This is a genomic window from Streptomyces sp. NPDC027663 (assembly GCF_055566415.1).
The window spans coordinates 560,096-577,193 of the sequence record NZ_JBVHSK010000003.1; the positions used below are offsets into that span (position 1 = coordinate 560,096).

A 17,098-nucleotide genomic window follows, 5' to 3' on the forward strand; every position below is an offset into this window, starting at 1 on the left:
GTGTCCCCCCCCCCCTCCCCCCCCCCCCCCCCCCCCCACCCCCCCCCCCCCCCTCCCCCCCCCCCCCCCCCCCCCCCCCCCCCCACGGCCGCTCGCGTCGCGGCGGAGGCCGCCGGCCCGGTCGTACGGCGTGGCGGCACGGGCCCTGTCCTACGGCGCGGCGGCTCGTCGTACGGCTCGAGGGCTGCTCAGTCCAGCCACACGTCCGCGTACACCACTTCGAACTCCTCCAGCCCGACCACGTCCACGTGCGCCTTCGCCGAGGCCTCGTGGCGTGCCATCGCCATGGCGGCGCGGGAGGCCGCCAGCGAGGCCCGGTCGACGAACAGGGCACCGGCCAGGGCCCGTCCCCGCTCGCGGTCGATCAGCAGGGACGTCCTGGCCAGGCCGGGCAGGGACTCGGCCCGCGGCACCACGGTCGCCCGGAACGTGTCGATGACCAGGTCCCCGTCCGGCGGATCGAACTCCATCCTGGCGACACGCAGACCGCCGCCCTGCCGGGGATGCTGCACCTGGTGCACCACGGCGGCCTCGAAGTTGGCGACCGCCACCGTGCCGGCGAACGGCTCCAGGAGGGCCCCACGCCGCTCACGCATCACCTCGTCGCTGTTGCGCCGAGCGTCCTCGGTCTCCCACCAGCTCACCGCGAAGAGCTTGCCGAGGTCCCGGTCGGCGAACACGCCCGCCCCGCGATATCCGGGACGTTCCTCCAGGAGATCTCGCCCGCCGCTGTTCAGGGAACGGACGGCCGTGTCGAGCAGCGCCGGATCGCCGGTCGCGTACACCGTGCGTATGAACATGAGCCTCGCCTCCCGGGGAGTGTGACCGCCGGCAGCATCGGACTGGGCGGATACCCCCGAACGGGGGATATCCGACCCCATCAGTCTCACCGCCGAAGGAAGTCACCGCAATGCGCACGGGATTCAGCCGTTCGCAACCCAAGGCTTGACGAGGGCATGGCGACAGGGTCACGGTGTACGGCACCCGGTAAGGAAACTTTCCTAACAGAAGGGTGTCCCCCATGCGCCTTCGAACCCTGACCCTCACCGCGGCCTCCGGCGCCGCCCTGCTCGCCGCCGGACTCCTCCCCGCGCACGCCTCCGCCACCGCCTCGCCCAGGTCCGCACAGGAGGGCACGGTCAGCGCGGCCGACCTGCTCGCCAAGGTGCAGGGCTGTGCACAGATCTCCAACGGCAAGTACAAGACCGACGACGAGACCTCGGCCACGATTCCCGTGTGCGGCAAGAACGGCGCGGTGTTCTGGAAGGCCGACATGGACATCGACTGCGACGGCCAGCGCACCACCAACTGCAACGAGAACCGCGACCCCTGGTACCAGGACGACACTGCCTTCCACCAGTCCGACGGCAAGCCGCTGAAGGCGGAGACGCTGCCGTACGTCGTGGTGCCCAGCTCCAGCAGCATCTGGAACTACTCGGGCGCCGGCATCAAGGGCGGCGGTGTGGTCGCGGTCGTCTACAACAACAAGGTCGAGTACGCCGTCGTCGGCGACACCGGTCCCACGAAGATCATCGGCGAGGCTTCGTACGCCACCGCCAAGGCGCTCGGCATCGACCCGGACCCGGAGACCGGGGGCACCGACTCGGGCGTGACCTACATCCTGTTCAAGAACTCCAAGGTCTCCCCCATCGAGAGCCACAGCGCCGCCGTCTCCCTCGGGGACCAGCTCGCCAAGCAGTTCCTCGCGAACAACTGAGCATCACCGCAGGTCAGTTGGGCTGACCCAGGGGACGGATCACGACGGTGTTCACATCGACCCCGGCCGGCTGCCGGATCGCCCAGACGACCGAGTCGGCGATCTGGTCCGCGGTGAGTAGGTGCCCCGGGGGCAGGCTGCCGTAGCCGTCCCAGAAGGGCGTCTCCACCCGGCCGGGGGCGACCAGCGTGACCCCGATGCCGAACTCGGTGACCTGCCGCCGGGTGTTCTCGGCGAGACCGGTGACCGCCCACTTGGTGGCACCGTAGATGTTGCCCGGGGTGTTGACGAACCCGGCGACACTGCCGACGAGGACGATCCGGCCGCGGGTCTCCTTCAGTGCGTCGACGGAGGCACGCACGAGCAGCGCGGGACCGAGCACATTGGTGAGCACCATCTCGGTCCAGCCGGCCGGGTCTCCGTCGGCGACGGTGTCATGAGTGGCGAAGCCGGCGTTGGCGACGACGGTGTCCAGCCGGCCGTACGCCTTGAGCGTGAGGCCGACCGCGTGCTGTACGTCGCCGAAGTCCGACGCGCTCCCGGCGATCGTCAGCAGCCGCTCGGGGTCCCCCACCGTCTCGGCGAACTCCCGCAGCCGCTGCTCTCCGCGCCCCGTGACGGCGACCCGGTGTCCGGCATCCAGCAACTGCCGCGCCACGGCGGCACCGATCCCGCTGCCGCCGCCGGTGATGAGTGCGACCGGAGCATCGTTCGTGGTCATGAGTGGTTCCCCCCGTATGCCGATGGACGCCCCGCAGTCCATCACCTGGAGAGCACTCGAAGTCAAGTGCCGGCCTGGGCGGGGCGATCGACCCGGAGGGCAGGGAGCGGCGGCCCCCCTCGTGGACGAAGCCGACAGCGAGGAACGATCCGTCACGGGCGGAGCGCCACGGTGGCATGACAACCTCGCGGCGCACCCTTCTCACTCCACCCCGGGCCCGCCTCCGGGGCCGCCCACGAGGCCGGCCCGGCCTCGTGCCGCGGTGGGCGACGGCGGGTAGTCGTCGACGGTCATGGAGTTGTGCAGGCGTGCACTCCTGGCGGTGAGACGGAGCAGGGCGCGGCTGGGCCCCGCGGGCAGGGCGGAGATCAGGCGGGCACCCTGGGCCAGTCCCCGCACCCCGAGGCGTGAGGTGGGGATCAGGGTCTTCGCCGCGCTGAGCGCGGCCGCACGGCTGCCACGCACGGCCTCCGCCATCGCACGCTCGTAGGCGGGGAAGGCACGCTCGTGGTCACCGCCCGCCCGAGCAAGCTCCCCGGCGAGGACGTACGCTCCGACGACGGCCAGGCTGGTGCTGCCGCCGACGGCCGGACCGGGGCAGTAGCCCGCGTCCCCGACGAGCGTCACCCTCCCCCGCGACCAGGTGTCCATGCGGAGCTGGGTGATCGAGTCGAAGTAGAACGCCGGGGTGCGGTCGAGTTCGTCCAGCCAGCGGTCCACGTCAGGGTGCATGCCGTCGAACGCACCGCGCAGCAACTCCTTCTGCCGGGGCACGTCGTGGTGGTGGTCGAGCTCGCGCTCGCTCCGGAACAGGAACAACGCCCGTGCGTCGCCGAGGTGTTGCGCGCCGTACATGCCGGCGGTGCGGCCGACGCCGACGTGCATGAGGAGCTCGCCGTCGAGCCCGGAGACGTTCGGCAGGGTCAGCACCCCGAGGCAGGCCCCCGTGAAGGCGCTGAAGCGGGACTCGTCACCGAAGACGAGACGGCGCACGTTGGAGTGCAGCCCGTCCGCGCCGACGACGAGGTCGAAGCGTCGCGGCGCGGCGTTCTCGAACCGCACCTCGCCGTCGGACGAGATCGCGGTGATCGAGTCGTCGAAGATGTATTCGACGTCGTCGCGTGCGGCGTCGTAGTAGATCTCGCTCAGGTCGTCGCGCATGATCTCGACGTGCCGGTCGGAGGTGGCACTGAAGATCTTGGAGAGGTCCACCCGGACGGGACGTCGTGCGCCCTCCTGGTGGACAGTCATCCGGCTGGTGCCGGTGGCCCGTTCCTCGACGCGCGGGAGCACGCCCATCTTCTCCGAGATGTTCATCGCGTGCCGGAACAGGTCGACCGCGTGGCCGCCGGTCTTGCGCAGAGTCGGCGCGCGTTCGACGACGGTGACGGAGAAGCCGTGCCTGGTCAGCCAGTACGCCAGCACGGGACCGGCGACGCTGGCGCCGGAGACGAGAATCCGCATCGCACCCCTCCTGGTCATTCAGTCCACCCGCGCGGCATGGATCGTGGTGAAGGCCAGCAGTGGGGTGGCGGTCCGCGGGGGATCCTCGAGTATGGGTGAGTGGCCGAGACCGGGCAGCAACTCGACTTCCGCGCGCGGAACGGCGCGGTAGTCGGCGGCGGACGAGGATCGCCACCTGCGGTCGTCCTCGCCGAAGACCACCAGTAGCGGCTTGCCGAGGGCGGTCAGCCGGTCCGGGAGCGCCTGCTGCTCGAGGTAGGCGCGGGTGGCCTGCATCGTCGTGCTGAACGAGTGGTGGGTCATGCAGCGCACCTCGTCCAGCAGCTCTGGTGGGATCTGGTAGCCCACGCGGCTGACACCGGTGCTCGCGAACCGGTGGATCTGCTCGTCGGTCGGCGGCCACTGCGTGAGTCCGGCTTCGGCGGACCGCGGTGCGATGAAGGCGTCCAGGCTCGGTCCGGTGTTGATGAGAGCGAGCGCGGTCACCAGGTCGGGTCGCTCCTCGGCGAGGGCGACGGCGACCACGCCGCCGCTGGAATGACCTGCGACCACGGCGTGCTCGACGCCGAGCCGGTCCAGTGCCGCTCCGGCCCGGCGTGCCTGCTCCGGGAGCGCGTAGCTGCGGTCGGCCGGTTTGGCCGACCGGCCGTGCCCGAGCAGGTCGATCCGGATGACGCGGTGAGATCCGGTCAGCATCGGAACCAGCGAGTCCCACGAGCGGGCCGAGGACGCGGACCCGTGGATGAGCAGGAGTGCGGGGGCGTCGCGGGGGCCGTCCTGGCACACGTGGATGTCGCCGTCGTCCAGTGACAGGGTCGAACTCTCGGTGGCCTTCCCGCCGTTCACGTGCGGTCCGCCGTCAGAAACAGTCATGAGCCCACTGTCGGCGCCGGGCCCCGCCGCCGGATTGGACAAATGTTCCCCGCAGCCGGCTCACGTAGCATGGGACGGTGCGGACTTTCATGCACGGTGCGGCTGTGTGGGACGTCGCATGCCCGCAGCGGCCCAGCAGGGTGGCCGGTCTCACCATGGCCGGATTCCGTGTCCGGGATCTGGCCGCGCTCCGGATGGTCCCGCACCCGGCCGTGACACTGGTCCTGGAGTTCGGCGCCGGCTCGCCCGTCCTCGACGGTGCCGCAGGGCAGCAGCAGCGGGGAAGCGTCGTCGCCGGGCCCGGGCTCGGGACCGGAGGCGAGGTCCGGGCGCGGGGAGAGAACGTCGAGTGCGTGCAGGTGCGCCTGTCCCCGGTGATCGCACGCGCGGTTCTGGGCGCCTCCCCGGCCGACCTCGACGGCGCCGTCGTGTCCCTGGGCGACCTGTGGGGCCCGGAGGCGTCCCGGATCCGCGAGCGACTGGGCGATGCCTCGTCGTGGCAGGATCGCTTCGCGTTGACGGACGCGCTGCTCGCCCGCCGGCATGAGGCGGGGCCACCGGTGGACCCGGAGGTGGCCTGGGCCTGGCACCGGATCGTCGCCAGCCGTGGCCTGGCCCGGGTCGACGGACTCGCGGCCGAGGTCGGATGGAGCCGCAAGCGCCTGTGGTCCCGGTTCCGGTCGCAGCTCGGCCTGCCGCCCAAGCGCGCCGTGAAGCTGGTCCGCTTCGACCACGCCGCCCACCGCCTGGTCGCGGGTGAAGGTGCGGCCCGAGTCGCGGCCGACGCCGGCTACGCCGACCAGTCCCACCTGCACCGGGATGTCATGGCGTTCACCGGGGCGACGCCCGCGACCGTGGCCGGCGAGCCGTTTCTCGCCGTTGACGACATCGCATGGCCCAGCCGCGGAACACCCGCCGGGCCTCGCGTCTCCCGGACCTCCGGCTCGGTCACCGGCCGGAGGTGAGAGGGCCACCACTGCCGAAAGGCGCCCGCCGCGCTCCCTGCGGCCTGCTCCGCGGCCGGTGTCCGAACGGGGACGCCGGGGCCTACACGGGACGGACCGCCGTGTGCACGGTGTACGCGCCCAGCACGAACACGTCCGGCCGTGCGTGCACGCTCGCGGGGTCGGACGGGTCGAGCAGGCGGTCGAGGGTGGCGCGGTCCTCGGCGTCCAGGGCATCGCCGAGGCCCTCGCGCAGACGGGTCAGGTGGGCGATGACGTAGGCGCGGCCCCGGTCGCCGAGCGGGGCGGGCAGGTCGAGCAGGAACGTGCGGGATTGGGCGCGCTCCAGGCCGGCGGCGGTCAGCAGGGCGGCCCAGTCCTCGGTCACGGCGACGGAGCCGGGCAGGTCGGCCCGCATCCTGGCGAACCACTCCTCCTCCAGCGCGTCCAGCCGCGCCTGCAGTCCGGGGCGGCCGATGGCGATGTCACGGGGCAGGAAGCGGGACGGCAGGCCGCCTTCGAGGAGGGCCAGGGTGCCGGCCGGGGCGAGACGCTCGGCGAACGCGGCGAGTGCGGCCCGCTGGTCGCCGAGGTGGTGCAGGCTGCGGCTGGCCCACAGCAGGTCGGCCGGGCGGTCCAGTTCCTTCAGCACTCCGGGCAGTTCACCGGCCAGGGTGTCGAAGCGGTCGGCCAGGCCCTGGCGGGCGGCCCGGGCGCGGGCGCGCTCCAGCAGCGGGGCCGTGCTGTCGACGGCGACGACCCGGGCACCGGGGAACGCCTCGGCGAACAGGCATGTGACGACTCCGGGCCCGCTGCCCGCGTCCACGATCAGACCCGGCTCGGTCACCTCGGCCGCGAGCCATGCCATGGCCCGCTCGTAGACGGGGGCGAACAGCTCCGCCTGCGACTCCAGCAGGGGGGCCATCTCGTTCCAGTCGATGTCGGTGCCGTGACCATGTCCGTGCCCCTGCTCGTGCCCGCGGCCGTGCCCGTGTCCGTGGCCTGCGTGCTGCTGGTCGTGGTGATCGTGCGCCATGGTGGTCAGCCTCTCCTCGGGATGCGGCCAGCGTGCGGCGGCATCCCGGCCGGAGGCCAGCGCTGTTGCCGGAACGGCAAAACCGGTGCGCCGTCGACTACCGGACCGACGACCGGCGTTGCGGCTGCGCCGGAGGCCGGTGAGGCCGGCGCTGCGGCTGCGCCGGAGGCCGGCGTTGCTGCTGCGCCGGAGGCCGGCGTTGTGGCTGCACCGGAGGCCGGCGTTGCGGCTGCGCCGGAGGCCGGCGTTGCGGCTGCACCGCCGGCCTCACCGCCACCCACCGCGGTACGGCCCCCTCGACGGCTGGACTCCGGTGTACGCCCGTCCGGGCGGCCGGAAGCCGACGAACGGCTGGGAAGGCGCAGGGTCCCGGTCCGGCCGGCACGACCGGGACTTGCCGGCCGGGGACGCCGCCCGGGGCTGCGCCCCCGCCCGCACCGCTACTTGACGGTCCCGGTGAAGATCGCCGCGTCGGACTCGAAGTCGGGCGTGACCTCGATCTGGATGAGCTTCTCACCCTTGGGAAGCTCGCAGCCCCAGGGCACGTCGAGTGAGCGTCCGGCGAGGAGTTTCGTCTCGGGACCGCCCTCCAGGCCCGCGTCGGAGTCGAAGACCGAGTCGCTGGTCTTGCCCTTCTGCCCGTACGAGCAGTTGACGGTGAGCTGCGTGGCGTCGAAGGCCTTCTTGCCGCCGTTCTTGAGCCTCACCGTGAACTGGAGGTACGGGGTGTTCTCGGGTTCGGCGTACTCACCGGTCACGGACCGCTTGAGGCCCGTGAGGCTGACCTCGATGCCCGGGTCGTAGACGACGGTGTCGTCCAGAGCGTAGACCCCGTCGCTGTCCTCCTCCGCGGTCGACGTGGCCTCGTCGTCGGCCGTCGTGGCGTCGTCGGCCGAGCCGGCGTCATCGTCCGCGGCAGCAGTCTTCGTGACGGTCACGGTGGGCGCCGGCTCGGCTTCGGAGTCGCCGGCGACGCCCGCCGTGACGAGGGCCGATACCACGGCCGCCGCGACGGCCGCCGCCACGGCCACAAGGGCCGTGCGGGGCTTCTTCGGCGGCACGGGCGGCGGGAACGCCGGTCCGTAGCCCGGCATGGGAGGTGGTGGTGTCATGTCTGTGCTCATCGGGTCCCCCCTAGGACGTTGTTGAGAGTTAAATGATCCCTCCTTCAAGCGGAATATGAAGGCCCTGTGATCAAATCGTGTCCCCGATGTCGACGAATCCGCCCAGCTCAGCAGGTGCGAACCACGAGACCGGGGCAGGTTCCGCCGGCCGACGACGCACCCCGGCCCGAAGGCTCGAGGCCTCGCATGACGCCCCCGGGGCAGGTCACCTGCGGCACGCTGACCGTCGTGACTGTCCGGCCGATGAGGTACGGCGAACGCATGCCCGGTCGGCGAGGCGGCGTTGGGTCCATGACGCACCGGACCGCATGGGCGGGCCCCTCGGCCGCCGCCTACGGCACGGGAGTTGGCCGGGTTTCCGTCGTCCGGGTTTCCGCCGTCCCGGTTTCCGCCGTCCCGGTTTCCGCCGTCCCGGTTTCCGCCGTCCCGGTTTCCGCCGCCTGCCGGTTTCAGTCGTCTGCCGGTTTGCGGAAGGCGAGTACCCGGAAGCGCGGGTCGGTGCGTGGACGGTCCTGGTCCGGGAGTTCGGCCAGGCGCGCGGCGAACTCCTCGGTGCGCGGATCGCCCGGCGGCAGCACGGTGAACCAGCCACGGCGCAGGTCGGCGATGGTGCTGCGGGGACTGCGGCCCTGCCCGGTGCCGCGGAACGCGGTCTCGCCGGCCGGCCGGAGTCCGTGCCGCACGGCGTGGGCGGTCACGGTGTCCGCGGCGTCGGCGGCGGGGCGGCGGGGGCGGGCCGCGAGGACGGCGTCGATGTCGCTGCCGACGTTGTGCGCGGCGGCCTTGTCGACGGTGGTGACGTACATCCCGCCGGGCCGCAGCACGCGCGCGCACTCGGCGACGACCGCCCGTACGTCCTCCGGGTCGGCGAGCAGGTGCAGCAGCCAGATGGAGGTGACCGCGTCGAAGGTGGCGCTGCGGAAGGGCAGCCGGCGGCTGTCGGCCCGGACGACCGCGCCGGGCAGCCGGACCGCCGCCCTGCCGACCATGGCGGGGGTGAGGTCCACGCCGGTCACCCGCAGGCCGGGGCGGGCGGCGGTGAGCCGTCGGGTGACGATCCCGGTGCCGCACGCGACGTCGAGGAGACGACCCGCTCCTGTGGGCGTCAGACCGAGAACGGCTTGCGCGGCCGCTTCGGCGCGGGCCTCGCCGCCGCGCAGGGCGTCATAACCGTCGGCTTCCTTCTCGTAGTCGAGCACATCGCTCAGTGTGCTCCGTGACCTGGGGCGACGTCCTCCACCCTACGGGCGAGAGAGAAATCCTTCTCGGTGACGGCGCCGCCCGCGCTGTGGGTGTTCACGCTGAGCGAGACGGTGTTGTAGCCGAGGGTGAGGTCGGAGTGGTGGTCCAGCTCGTCCTGGATGCCGGCGATGTGCACGACCAGCGCCGCCGCCGCGAAGTGCGAGCCGAGCCGGTAGGCGCGGGTGAGGCGGTCGCCGTCCACCGACCAGCCGGGCAGTTCGGCCAGCCGGTCCTCGATCTCCTTCTGCGACAGCGGTTCGACGGCCATGGCCGGGACTCCCTCCGTGATGTGCCGGTTACGGACTCAGCGTGCCACGCCGGTGCTGCGGGCGGTATGCCGACGCGTTCCCGGCACACCCTGCCGGACCAGCGGCTCGTTCCCGCGTACCGGCGTCCTCGACTAGGGTCGGACGGTATGTCGATCGTCGCGTCCGGCCCGACCGCCTCCGCCGCCGTCACCGGCAAGGGTGCCGGCCCGCTGCTGCGCGCCTGGCGGGAACGGCGCCGCATCTCCCAGCTGGAACTGGCACTGCGGGCCGACTCCTCCGCACGGCACATCAGCTTCGTCGAGACGGGCCGGTCCCGGCCGAGCGAGGAGATGGTGCTGCGGCTCGCCGAGCAGCTGGAGGTGCCGGTGCGGGAGCGCAACGCCCTGCTGCTGGCGGCCGGTTACGCCCCGCGCTTTCCGGAGACCCCGCTGGACGACCCGGCGCTGGACGCGCTGCGTGACGGCATGGAGCGTCTCATCCGGGGCTACGAGCCCTATCCCGCGCTGGTGGTCGACGCCGGGTACACGGTCGTCGCCGCGAACCGGGGCATCGCGATGCTGCTGGAGGGCGTGCCCGAGAAGCTGATGGTCCCGGCGCCGAACGCGATGCGGCTCACGCTGCACCCGGAGGGGCTGGCGCCGCGCATCCGGAATCTGCGGGAGTGGCGCGGGCATCTGCTGGCGCAGATGGAGCGGGAGATCGCACTGCACCGCTCGGACCGGCTCCGCGGCCTGTACGAGGAGGTGGCGGCCTACCCGGTGCCCGAGGAGTTTGCCGACGCCGAACCGGCCGAGCCCGTACCGTACTTCGCGCTGCCGATGTGCATCGAGCACGACGGCCGGACCCTGTCGTTCGTGTCCTCGATCTCCACGTTCAACACGCCGATGGACGTCACGGTGGCGGAACTCGCCATCGAGACGTTCCTGCCGGCGGACCCGGCGACCGCCAAGTACCTGCACACCCTGGCCGGTTGACCCGCCAACCGCACGGTGCGTCGTCTCGGCCCCGTGTGCGGGACGCCGTCACGTGACAGACTGCTGCCCGCGTTCGTCGGCGCACAGGGGAGGCGTGGCGTGAGTGAGCGGCGGGCTGCCCCCACCGTGGGCCAGGTGGTCCTCGGCAAGCGGCTGCAGGAACTGCGCGAGGCGGCGGGGCTCAGCCGGGAGGAGGCCGCCCGCGTCCTCAGGGTGGCCTCGGCGACCGTGCGGCGGATGGAGATGGCCGAGGTCGCGCTGAAGATCCCCTACGTGCAGGTGCTGCTGTCCACCTACGGGGTGAGCGAGGAGGAGGCCGACGCGTTCGTACGGCTGGCCGAGGAGGCGAACCAGCCGGGCTGGTGGCAGCGGTTCCACGACGTACTGCCGGACTGGTTCAGCCTGTACGTCAGCCTGGAGGGCGCCGCCCGGATCATCCGCTCCTACGAGCCGCACTTCGTACCGGGGCTGCTGCAGACCGAGGCGTATGCGCGGGCGGTGATGGAGGCCGGGACGATAGGGCAGACCTCGCCGGAGTCGGTCGAGCGGCATGTGTCACTGCGCATGGAACGGCAGCGGCTGCTGGAGCGGCACGACCCGCCCCACCTGTGGGTGATCATGGACGAGACGGTGCTCAGACGCCCGGTCAGCATGCATCCCGAGGTGCTGCGGGACCAGCTCGACAGGCTGTTGCGGTACGCCGCACGGGACCGGGTCACGCTGCAGGTCGCCGAGTTCGCGTCGGGTCCGCATCCGGGGACGTACGCGCCGTTCACGCTGTTCCGGTTCGCCGAGCCGGAGCTGCCGGACATGGTGTTCACCGAGTACCTGACCGGCGCCCTCTACCTGGACTCGCGCCGGGAGGTCGCAGCACACCTGGAAGTGCTGGACCACATGACGGCCCGGGCCGCCTCCGCCCAGCGCACGCTGCAGATGCTGCGGGAGTACCGCGACACCATCTGAGCCCGGCGCACGCCCGCCGTGCCCCCTGAGGATCGCCGCCCCTGTGCCGGTCCGGCATGAGCCGCACGCATCGCCGGTCCGCCGTGACCCGTACGGGTCTGTGAACAGGTGCCCTCCCGGGCCCGCCCCTAGGTTCGGAGTACGGGGTCAGCCCAGGGAGCGCACGTGACCGACACGCAGATACCGCCCAAGGAGCCCGGCGCGGCCCTGCTGGCCGCCGGACGCTTCTTCCGGCAGGGAACGCCCGCGCCGCCGGCGGGCCCGGTCCGCCCCGGGGACGAGCCGAGCGACTGCCCGCGAGGGGCCGCGTCCTCCTGGAACACCCGCTCCCCCACCCGGCTGCGCTACCCGTACGTCCGGGGCGTGCTGCTGGAGATGTACCGGGAGGCGAAGGGGCGGCTGAAGGACCCGGTGCTGGCCTGGGCGGATCTGCAGAACGATCCGGAGCGGCGCCGCCGCTACCAGCGGGCGCGCGGCGAGGGCGGTTTGGTGCGCGCCGCCTGGGACGAGGCCGTCGAGATCGTCGCCGCTGCGCAGGTGCACACCATCAGGACCTACGGCCCGGACCGGATCGCCGGGTTCTCCCCGGTCCCGGCGACGTCCATCGTGTCGCATGCGGCCGGCGCCTACCACTGCCTGATCGGCGCGCCGATGCTGTCGTTCCACGACTGGCACGCCGACCCCGCCGTCACCTCCCCGCAGGCCTCGGGCGGCCGGCCGGACGTGTCGGAGTCGGGCGGCTGGTGGGACGCCGCGTATCTGATGATGTGGGGCTCGGACGTGCCGGGGACGCGGACCCCGGACGCGCACCGGATGGCGGAGGCCCGCTACCGCGGCCAGAAGGCCGTCGTGGTCGCACCGGACTGCGCGGACGACGTCAGGTTCGCCGACGAGTGGCTGTACCCGCACCCCGGCACCGACGGCGCGCTGGCCATGGCCATGGGCCATGTGATCCTCAAGGAGTTCTTCGTCACCCGGGAGACGCCGTTCTTCGCCGACCACGTACGGAAGTTCACCGACCTGCCGTTCCTGGTGACGCTCGCCGAGCGGGACAGGGCGTACGTGCCGGGGAAGTTCCTGCGCGCCACCGATGTGGGGCGGGACGGCGAGGGCGCGCAGTGGAAGACGGTCCTGCTGGACGAGACCTCCGGCCGTGCCGTCGTGCCGAACGGCTCCCTGGGCTTCCGCTGGACCGGGACCGGCGCGGGCGGCTGGAACCTGGAGCTGGGCGGGATCAGGCCGCAGCTGACGCTGTACGGCAAGGAGGTCGCGGTCCCGGTGGAGGTGCTGCTGCCCCGGTTCGACACCGGGTGCGGGGCGGCGCACGGGCAGGGGCCGGGCGAGGTGTTGCGGCGGAGCGTGCCGGCGACGCGGCTGGGCGGGGCGGGCGGCCCGCTGGTGGCGACGGTGTTCGATCTGCTGCTGGCGCAGTACGGCGTGTACCGCCCCGGCATGCCGGGCGACTGGCCCGCCTCGTACGCGGACGCACGCTCGCCCGCGACACCCGCCTGGCAGGAGGCGCACACCTCCGTCCCGGCCGCCTCGTGCGTCAGGATCGCCCGGGAGTTCGCGCGGACGGCCGAGCGGTCTCGGGGCCGCTGCACCATCCTCACGGGCGCCGGCACCGACCACTGGTTCCACTCGGACACGATCCACCGCGCCTTGCTGGCCCTGCTCCGGCTCACCGGATGCCAGGGCCGCGACGGCGGCGGCCGGGCGCACTGCGCCGGTCAGGAGAAGTGCCGCCCGGCGACCGGCTGGACGACGCCGGCCGCAGCCTCGGACGGACCCCGGCCGCCCCGGCAGATGATCGGCACCGCGTACTGGTACCTCAACACCGACCAGTGGCGCTACGACCGGCTCGGTGCCGACGCGCTGGCCTCGCCGCTCGGTGAGGGCCGGTTCACCGGGATGACCGGCGCGGACTGCCTGGCGCTGTCGGCCCGCTCGGGCTGGATGCCGTCGTACCCCACGTTCAACCGCAACCCCCTCGACCTGGGCGAGGAGTCCGGCGACCCGGTGGCGCAGGCGGTGGCGGGGCTGCGCGCGGGCACACTGAAGTTCGCCTGCGAGGACCCGGACGCACCGGAGAACTGGCCCCGCGTGCTGACCCTGTGGCGGGCCGACCTGCTGGGCCCGTCCGCGAAGGGCGCCGAGTACTCCACCCGGCACCTCCTGGGCGCCCGCTCCTCGCTGCGCGCCGAGGAGGCCGCGCCCGGAGAACGGCCCCGGGACGTGACCTGGCGGGAGCAGGCGCCGGAAGGCAAACTCGACCTGCTGCTGTCGCTGGACTTCCGGCAGACGGCCTCGACGCTGCTGTCCGACGTGGTGCTGCCGACGGCGAGCCGGTACGAGAAGCACGATCCGTCCGCCACCGGCACACACCCCCGCGGGCACTCGCTCACCGACCAGAAGCACGACCTGTCCCCCACCGGCACACACCCCCGCGGGCACTCGCTCACCCACGAAAAGCACGACCCGTCCCCCATCGCCACACACCCCCGCGGGCACACGCTCGCCCCGGCCGTGGACCCGCCCTGGCAGGCCCGCACGGACTTCGACGCCTTCGGGGCCCTCGCTCGGAAGCTGAGCGAGCTGGCGGTGCGCCATCTGGGCGTCCGCACGGACCTGGTGGCGACCCCGCTGCAGCACGCCACCCCGGGCGAGACGGCCCAGCCGGGCGGGGTCGTACGGGACTGGAAGCGGGGCGAGTGCGCACCCGTGCCCGGGCAGACCCTGCCCGTCCTGACGGTCGTGGAGCGCGACTACACGGCGGTCGGCGCCGAGTTCGGCGCGCTCGGTCCGCTGGTGGAGGAACCGGGGCTGCGGGCCGAGGGGATCGCGCCGCCGGTGATCACCTCGCCGGATCGGTCGGACAGCGAGGCCGGCGGCCGCCGGCACACGGCGTGCACGCCGCACACCGGGCACGGCGAGCCGTGGCACACCCTCACCGGCCGGCAGCACTTCTTCCTGGACCACGACTGGATGCAGGAACTCGGCGAGGCACTGCCGGTGTACCGGCCGCCGCTCGACATGCACCGCCTGTCCGGGAAACCACGGCTCGGGCCGGACGGACGGCGAGAACTGACGGTACGCCACCTCACCCCGCACGACCGGTGGTCGCTCCACTCCGTGTACCAGGACGACCTGTTCATGCTGGCGCTCTCCCGGGGCGGGCAGCACATGTGGATGTCCCCGCAGGACGCCGAGGTGATCGGCGTCCGGGACGACGACTGGATCGAGGCCGTCCACCGCAACGGCGTGGCCGTCGCCCGCGCGGCCGTCTCGCAGCGGATGCCGGCCGGCACGGTCTACATGAGCCCTGCGCGGGAGAGCACGGTGAGCGTGCCCGGGACACAGACCACGAACATGCGGGGCAGCAGCCAGAACTCCCTGACCCGGCTGATCCTCAAGCCGTCCCACCTGATCGGCGGCTACGCCCAGTTGTCCTGGGCCTTCGGCTACCCGGGCCCGACGGGCGACCTGCGCGACGAGGTGACGGTGATCCGCCGCCGCAGCCGGGAGGTGGGGCACTGATGCGCCCCATGGCCCAGATCGCGATGGTCATGAATCTCGACAAGTGCATCGGCTGCCACACCTGTTCGGTCGCCTGCAAGCAGGCGTGGACCGACCGGCGGGGCATGGAGCACGCCTGGTTCAACAACGTGGAGACCCGGCCCGGACAGGGCTATCCGCGCCGCTACGAGGACCAGGAGACGTGGCGCGGCGGCTGGCGGCTGAACCGGCGCGGGGTGCTGAAGCTCAGGGCGGGCGGCCGCCTGCGCAAGCCGGCCAGGTTCTTCTCCGACCCGAAGCTGCCCGGGATCGAGGACTACGACGAGCCCTGGACCCACGACGACGAGAGCCTCGCCGACGCCCCCGCCCACGGCGACCTGGACCCGATGCTGGAACGCGTCCGCCGGCAGGCCGCGCAGAAGGTGCGGTTCGCCTACGAGCAGACGTTCATGTTCCATCTGCCGCGGATCTGCGAGCACTGCCTGAACCCGTCCTGTGCGGCCTCCTGCCCTTCGGGGGCGATGTACAAGCGGGCCGAGGACGGCATCGTGCTGGTCGACCAGGACCGCTGCCGGGGCCGGCAGATGTGCGTGACCGGATGCCCGTACAAGAAGGTGTACTTCAACCGAGCCACCGGCAAGGCCGAGAAGTGCACCCTGTGTCATCCGCGGATCGAGGCCGGCCTGCCGACGGTCTGCTCGGAGACCTGTGTGGGCCGGCTGCGCTACCTGGGCGTCGTCCTGTACGACGCGGACCGGGTGACGGCCGCGGCCTCCGTCCGGGACGAAAAGGATCTGTACGAGGCCCAGTTGGGCGTGTTCCTGGACCCGGCCGATCCCGCCGTGCGGCGATCCTGCGAGGAGGCGGGGATCCCGCGCGACTGGTCCGAGGCGGCCCGCCGCTCCCCCGTGCACGCGCTGATCAGCCGGTACCGGGTGGCGCTGCCGCTGCACCCGGAGTACCGGACGATGCCCATGGTCTGGTACATCCCGCCGTTGTCGCCGGTGGTGGAGGCGCTGACCGAGACCGGTCACGACGGGGAGGACGCGGACAACCTGTTCGGCGCGATCGACACCCTGCGGATCCCGCTGGAGTACCTGGCGGAGGTGTTCACCGCGGGGGACACGGGGCCGGTGCGGGCGGCGCTGGAGAAGCTCGCCGCGATGCGCTCCCACATGCGGGCGATCAACCTCGGCGAGGAACCGGACGCCGCGGCCGCCTCCGCGGTCGGCATGGAACCGGACGCGATCGAGGCCATGTACCGGCTGCTGGCGATCGCCAAGTACGAGGAACGGTACGTCATTCCGACCGCCGCCGCCGGCGATGCCCGCCGCCTGGAGGAGTCGGCCCTGCCCCAGGGGTGCAGCCTCGACTTCGAGGGCGGGCCCGGGATGGGCGGCGACGGCCCGTTCGGCCAGGGCTCCGGCCGCCGGCACCTTCCGCTGGTGCCCGTGGAGAACGTCCACCTGCTGCGCGGGCGGCGGACGTCCGACGGCGCGAAGGAGGCCTGATGCCCTCGGACGCGGTGTTCTACCAGGCGGCGGCCCTCTGCCTGACCTACCCGGACGACGACTTCATCGCCCGGCTGCCCCTGCTGCGGCAGGCAGCGCCGCAGCTGCGGGGGTTCACCGACCACGCGGCCGTCACCCCGCCGCTGGAACTGGCCGCCCACTATGTGCAGGTCTTCGACTTCAGGAACCGGCACAGCCTGTACCTGAGCTGGTGGCGCGACGGCGACACCGGGCGGCGCGGGACGTCCCTGGTCCGCTTCCATGACGTCTACCGCCGGCACGGTCTGGAGTTCAGCGGCGAGGAGCTCCCGGACTTCCTGCCGGCCGTACTGGAGTTCACCGCGCGGACCGGCGACACCGGCCTGCTGACCGAACACCGCGACGGTCTGCGGCAGTTGCGCACCCGGCTGACCGACTACGGCACACCGTACGCGGGCGTTCTCGACGCGGTGTGCGCCACCCTGCCGACCGCACACGGCGCGGTGCGCCCATGGCGGGCGTGCCGGTGCTCCCCCGGGTGCACGCGGTCATCGGCGTGCCGCTGACCGCGTTCGTGCCGTACAGCCGGCTCGTGCACATGTCCAGCGCACCGATGCGGTACGTGTTCCGGCCGTACGTGGTGCACCGGGCGGGATCCCCGCCGGCCCGGGGCGCGCCCCGAGCGGCGCGGCCGGCAGCGGCCGGGCTGAACAGGAGCGGCGCGGCGCCGCCGCGCCCGCGGACGGGACACGGCGGCACGGCGGC

The 17,098-nt window shown here is 72.7% G+C and carries 15 protein-coding genes; 7 read left to right on the forward strand and 8 right to left on the reverse strand.

Going from position 1 to position 17,098, the window contains the following annotated elements; all coding sequences use genetic code 11:
* Nucleotides 1–188: 188 nt before the first annotated feature.
* A complete protein-coding gene (locus tag ACZ4SF_RS11835) occupies nt 189–800 on the reverse strand; it encodes a hypothetical protein (RefSeq protein WP_468381729.1) in 612 nt (203 codons plus the stop codon).
* 221 nt (nt 801–1,021) lie between these two features.
* Between ACZ4SF_RS11835 and ACZ4SF_RS11840 the strand changes: the two genes are divergently transcribed.
* On the forward strand, nt 1,022–1,717 hold the full coding sequence (locus ACZ4SF_RS11840) for a glycoside hydrolase family 75 protein (protein ID WP_468381732.1): 696 nt from the start codon (nt 1,022–1,024) through the stop codon (nt 1,715–1,717).
* A gap of 13 nt (nt 1,718–1,730) precedes the next feature.
* Here ACZ4SF_RS11840 and ACZ4SF_RS11845 read toward each other — a convergent pair whose 3' ends face one another.
* The 3 genes from ACZ4SF_RS11845 to ACZ4SF_RS11855 form a co-directional block, all read right to left on the reverse strand.
* Nucleotides 1,731–2,438, reverse strand: coding sequence for an SDR family oxidoreductase (locus ACZ4SF_RS11845; RefSeq protein WP_468381735.1), 708 nt, complete (start codon nt 2,436–2,438; stop codon nt 1,731–1,733).
* 201 nt (nt 2,439–2,639) lie between these two features.
* Entirely contained in the window at nt 2,640–3,902 is a 1,263-nt protein-coding gene (locus ACZ4SF_RS11850; protein WP_468381737.1) for an FAD-dependent monooxygenase, read from the reverse strand.
* An 18-nt stretch (nt 3,903–3,920) separates the two neighbouring features.
* Nucleotides 3,921–4,775, reverse strand: coding sequence for an alpha/beta fold hydrolase (locus ACZ4SF_RS11855; RefSeq protein WP_468381740.1), 855 nt, complete (start codon nt 4,773–4,775; stop codon nt 3,921–3,923).
* Nucleotides 4,776–4,852: 77 nt separating this feature from the next.
* Between ACZ4SF_RS11855 and ACZ4SF_RS11860 the strand changes: the two genes are divergently transcribed.
* Nucleotides 4,853–5,740 (forward strand): AraC family transcriptional regulator, encoded by an 888-nt coding sequence (locus ACZ4SF_RS11860; protein WP_468381743.1) that lies wholly within the window; start codon nt 4,853–4,855, stop codon nt 5,738–5,740.
* Between the two features lie 82 nt (nt 5,741–5,822).
* Here the strand turns inward: ACZ4SF_RS11860 and ACZ4SF_RS11865 are convergent, their stop codons facing one another.
* From ACZ4SF_RS11865 to ACZ4SF_RS11880, 4 genes are all read right to left on the reverse strand, one after another.
* Complete coding sequence (locus tag ACZ4SF_RS11865; protein ID WP_468381746.1) at nt 5,823–6,755, reverse strand: class I SAM-dependent methyltransferase; 933 nt, start codon at nt 6,753–6,755, stop codon at nt 5,823–5,825.
* 440 nt (nt 6,756–7,195) lie between these two features.
* A complete protein-coding gene (locus ACZ4SF_RS11870; RefSeq protein ID WP_468381749.1) occupies nt 7,196–7,867 on the reverse strand; it encodes a hypothetical protein in 672 nt (223 codons plus the stop codon).
* A gap of 461 nt (nt 7,868–8,328) precedes the next feature.
* A complete protein-coding gene (locus ACZ4SF_RS11875) occupies nt 8,329–9,078 on the reverse strand; it encodes a class I SAM-dependent methyltransferase (RefSeq protein WP_468381752.1) in 750 nt (249 codons plus the stop codon).
* Between the two features lie 5 nt (nt 9,079–9,083).
* On the reverse strand, nt 9,084–9,389 hold the full coding sequence (locus tag ACZ4SF_RS11880; RefSeq protein WP_468381755.1) for a 4a-hydroxytetrahydrobiopterin dehydratase: 306 nt from the start codon (nt 9,387–9,389) through the stop codon (nt 9,084–9,086).
* A 147-nt stretch (nt 9,390–9,536) separates the two neighbouring features.
* Between ACZ4SF_RS11880 and ACZ4SF_RS11885 the strand changes: the two genes are divergently transcribed.
* The 5 genes from ACZ4SF_RS11885 to narJ all read left to right on the forward strand — a co-directional run bounded on the left by ACZ4SF_RS11885 (nt 9,537) and on the right by narJ (nt 16,899).
* Nucleotides 9,537–10,364 (forward strand): helix-turn-helix domain-containing protein, encoded by an 828-nt coding sequence (locus ACZ4SF_RS11885; RefSeq protein ID WP_468381758.1) that lies wholly within the window; start codon nt 9,537–9,539, stop codon nt 10,362–10,364.
* Between the two features lie 99 nt (nt 10,365–10,463).
* Nucleotides 10,464–11,327: a helix-turn-helix domain-containing protein gene (locus ACZ4SF_RS11890; protein ID WP_468381761.1), complete on the forward strand. Its 864-nt coding sequence runs from the start codon at nt 10,464–10,466 to the stop codon at nt 11,325–11,327.
* A 165-nt stretch (nt 11,328–11,492) separates the two neighbouring features.
* On the forward strand, nt 11,493–14,864 hold the full coding sequence (locus tag ACZ4SF_RS11895) for a molybdopterin-dependent oxidoreductase (protein ID WP_468381763.1): 3,372 nt from the start codon (nt 11,493–11,495) through the stop codon (nt 14,862–14,864).
* The gene (locus tag ACZ4SF_RS11900; protein WP_468381767.1) at nt 14,864–16,354 is read left to right on the forward strand and encodes a nitrate reductase subunit beta; all 1,491 of its coding nucleotides are present in this window, start codon (nt 14,864–14,866) and stop codon (nt 16,352–16,354) included. Before ACZ4SF_RS11895 ends, ACZ4SF_RS11900 begins: the two co-directional genes overlap by 1 nt.
* Nucleotides 16,354–16,899 carry a nitrate reductase molybdenum cofactor assembly chaperone gene (gene narJ, locus ACZ4SF_RS11905; RefSeq protein WP_468381770.1) on the forward strand — a complete coding sequence of 182 codons (546 nt, stop codon included), beginning with the start codon at nt 16,354–16,356 and terminating at the stop codon, nt 16,897–16,899. The genes ACZ4SF_RS11900 and narJ overlap by 1 nt, the downstream gene beginning before the upstream one ends.
* Nucleotides 16,900–17,098 lie beyond the last annotated feature (199 nt).

Excerpts from the sequence above, each read along its gene's own strand:
- ACZ4SF_RS11885 (WP_468381758.1), top strand. The coding sequence starts at position 9,537 with ATGTCGATCGTCGCGTCCGGCCCGACCGCCTCCGCCGCCGTCACCGGC.
- narJ (WP_468381770.1), top strand. The coding sequence starts at position 16,354 with ATGCCCTCGGACGCGGTGTTCTACCAGGCGGCGGCCCTCTGCCTGACC.
- ACZ4SF_RS11865 (WP_468381746.1), bottom strand. The coding sequence starts at position 6,755 with ATGGCGCACGATCACCACGACCAGCAGCACGCAGGCCACGGACACGGG.
- ACZ4SF_RS11850 (WP_468381737.1), bottom strand. The coding sequence starts at position 3,902 with ATGCGGATTCTCGTCTCCGGCGCCAGCGTCGCCGGTCCCGTGCTGGCG.
- ACZ4SF_RS11840 (WP_468381732.1), top strand. The coding sequence starts at position 1,022 with ATGCGCCTTCGAACCCTGACCCTCACCGCGGCCTCCGGCGCCGCCCTG.
- ACZ4SF_RS11900 (WP_468381767.1), top strand. The coding sequence starts at position 14,864 with ATGCGCCCCATGGCCCAGATCGCGATGGTCATGAATCTCGACAAGTGC.
- ACZ4SF_RS11870 (WP_468381749.1), bottom strand. The coding sequence starts at position 7,867 with ATGACACCACCACCTCCCATGCCGGGCTACGGACCGGCGTTCCCGCCG.
- ACZ4SF_RS11880 (WP_468381755.1), bottom strand. The coding sequence starts at position 9,389 with ATGGCCGTCGAACCGCTGTCGCAGAAGGAGATCGAGGACCGGCTGGCC.
- ACZ4SF_RS11855 (WP_468381740.1), bottom strand. The coding sequence starts at position 4,775 with ATGACTGTTTCTGACGGCGGACCGCACGTGAACGGCGGGAAGGCCACC.
- ACZ4SF_RS11835 (WP_468381729.1), bottom strand. The coding sequence starts at position 800 with ATGTTCATACGCACGGTGTACGCGACCGGCGATCCGGCGCTGCTCGAC.
- ACZ4SF_RS11845 (WP_468381735.1), bottom strand. The coding sequence starts at position 2,438 with ATGACCACGAACGATGCTCCGGTCGCACTCATCACCGGCGGCGGCAGC.